The 1853-nt window shown below is 66.7% G+C and carries 1 protein-coding gene and 1 pseudogene; one reads left to right on the plus strand and one right to left on the minus strand.

Features of this window, described 5'->3' with window-relative positions; all coding sequences use genetic code 11:
- Window positions 1-95: 95 nt before the first annotated feature.
- A pseudogene (locus CR470_RS37720) lies at window positions 96-999 on the minus strand (IS5 family transposase).
- A 36-nt stretch (window positions 1000-1035) separates the two neighbouring features.
- Between CR470_RS37720 and CR470_RS37725 the strand changes: the two are divergent.
- On the plus strand, window positions 1036-1665 hold the full coding sequence (locus CR470_RS37725) for a class I SAM-dependent methyltransferase (RefSeq protein WP_097872253.1): 630 nt from the start codon (window positions 1036-1038) through the stop codon (window positions 1663-1665).
- Window positions 1666-1853 lie beyond the last annotated feature (188 nt).

Consider the following 1853-nt stretch of genomic DNA (forward strand, 5'->3'; position numbering starts at 1 on the left):
GACAGAACCCCTCGACAAGGTTCATCGTCCCAGCTCAGAAGGCACTTTCGCGTTCACGCCCATGATCCGGACGGACTCCAAGTGAAAGCCCGAGGCTAGGGCCTGTCTGACAAATGATCACCCGTGGACTCGCGGAGCGAGAGGATCAAGGAAGCCAGGACAACTCCGGCACGGTAGCGGTCGCCGAGCTTGTCGAACCGGGTCGCGATCGCGCGGAACTGCTTGAGGTGGGCGAAGCATCGTTCGACGACTTGGCGGTCGCGGTAGGTGACCTTATCGAAGGCCGGCCGCCGAGGGCTCCGCGTCGGCGGCGGTTCGCCGCCTGGTCGCGGCGCTCGGGGATCGTGGCAGCGATGCCCCGGCGCCTCAGCAGATGACGGATGGACCTGCTGGAATACGCCTTGTCACCCAGCACACGGTCCGGTGTCGTGCGCGGGCGGCCCGTGCCGAGGCGCGGGGTGCGGATGCCGTCGAGCACCTGGCCGAACGCCGTAGCGTCGTTGACGTTGCCGGGCGTGAGCACAATCGACAGGGGCAGGCCCCGGCCATCGACGGCGAGATGGACTTTGGTGGTCAGTCCGCCTCGGGAGCGGCCGAGGGCCTGGCGCGCCTGCGAGCGGCCCGGAACTTCCAGTTCGTCCCCGTTCGCATCCCCTTTTTGCGGGCGCCGACTGCGTGCTGGTGAGCTCGGTTGATGGTGGAGTCGACGGAGACGGTCCATTCCACCCGGCCCACCGCGTCATCGCGGACCTGAACATGCTCCAGCAACCGTGCCCAGGTGCCGTCCGCCTCCCAGCGGGCGAACCGCTCGTAGACTGTCTGCCACGGCCCGAACCGGTCGGGAAGATCCCGCCACGGAGCCCCGGCCCGCAGCCGCCACAGCACCCCGTTGACCACCTGCCGGTGATCACGCCACGGACGGCCCCGTCCGTCCGCCTGAGGCAAAAGGGGCTCTATCCGCCTCCATGCCGCATCCGTCAACTCACCTCGACCTACCACAAGATCAATTATCAGACCGGCTATAGAGTCCTGCCCGTGGCGAATCATCAGGACGAGACCAGGACGGCCTACGACGGTGTCGTCGAGCTGTACGCATCGCTGTTCGCAAACCGGCTGGAGACACAGCCTTTCTCCCGGGCCATGATCGGCACCTTCGCCGAACTGGTGCGCGCGACGGGCAACCTGCGGGCAGCGGACGTCGGGTGCGGGCCCGGACATCTGACAGCCATGCTGCACGAACTCGGCCTGGACGCCTTCGGACTCGACCTTGCCTCCGGCATGGTCGACCACGCCCGGCAGGCCCATCCGGCGCTACGCTTCCAAGAGGCGCGGATGGAATCCCTGCCGATCGAGGACGCCGCGCTCGGCGGCGTACTGGCCCACTACTCAATGATCCACACCCCTCCTGGAGAACTTCCGGAACTGCTCACCGAACAGGTGCGCGTCCTGGCGCCGGACGGTCTGCTCCTGGTCTCCTTCTTCGGGACCGACGGACAAGAACCGGTCCGGTTCGACCACAAGGTGGCGCCCGCCTACAGCTGGCCGGTGGATCGCCTCGCCGAACTGCTGGGCGATGCTGGGCTCGATCCCTTCGCCCGGCTGCTCCACGATCCAGCCTCTGATCGGGGCTTCCTCGACGCCCATCTACTGGCCCGCCGTTCGTAGCCACTGCCCAGTCCCCCAGCCGATCGGCGCACCTCCAGATTGCCAGCTCAGCCGAATCTCGCTGATCAGACTGGAATTGTCAGACAGGCCCTAGCTTGATCTTTAACCTGTGCGGCGGGGTCGTGGGGTGGTCGACTTCTTCTTTCGGGACGTGGTGGTGCCCGTCTTGCGGGGTGTGTGGACGTCGT

The organism is Streptomyces sp. rh34 (assembly GCF_002551245.1).
In the GTDB taxonomy this organism is placed as follows: domain Bacteria; phylum Actinomycetota; class Actinomycetes; order Streptomycetales; family Streptomycetaceae; genus Streptomyces.